General features: G+C 32.3%; 1 pseudogene. It reads left to right on the forward strand.

The features are described 5' to 3' along the window. A pseudogene (locus tag KA878_RS13775) lies at positions 1-558 on the forward strand (replication initiator protein A); the annotation flags it as partial.

Below are 558 nucleotides of genomic sequence, written 5' to 3' on the forward strand. Positions count from 1 at the left end.
TTGAAAAAGAAATACAAAATAGTACTTCGAACGATGACGAATCGAGTGATATCAAGGACTCCCAAATAATGGGACTCCAGAATCCCAAACAATGGGACTCCAGAATCCCAAATGATGGGACTCCAGAATCCCAAAACTTAGACCCTAATGATACTGAATTTAGTAATACTAATTATATAGAGACTGAGAACAATGATACGAATGATTTGAATGATACACCTAACAATATTTCTGAAAACGCTCATTCGAATCATACAAATCATCAACAAACTGAATTTAATAATGATGCGCTTAAAATTCCAACTCCTTGAAGAATTACCAAAACAACTTCAAGATTATTTAAGTAATTTTGAAATTAGAGAAATTCGTATTATTAAAAGTGTTTTACTTAAAGGAAAAAAATCATTTAATAATGCCCATGATACATATTACCGTTTAGAAGACGTGGAGTTCGAACTTGTCAGTGTCTTAAAACGATTTAAAGCGATGTTGCTACAGAAAAATGAAACGGTTGAAGCTATGCAGGGTTATTTGATGCAATCAATTAAAGCTGAACTT

Origin of the sequence: Staphylococcus sp. GDY8P57P, assembly GCF_017892585.1 — a bacterium.
Classification (GTDB): domain Bacteria; phylum Bacillota; class Bacilli; order Staphylococcales; family Staphylococcaceae; genus Staphylococcus; species Staphylococcus borealis.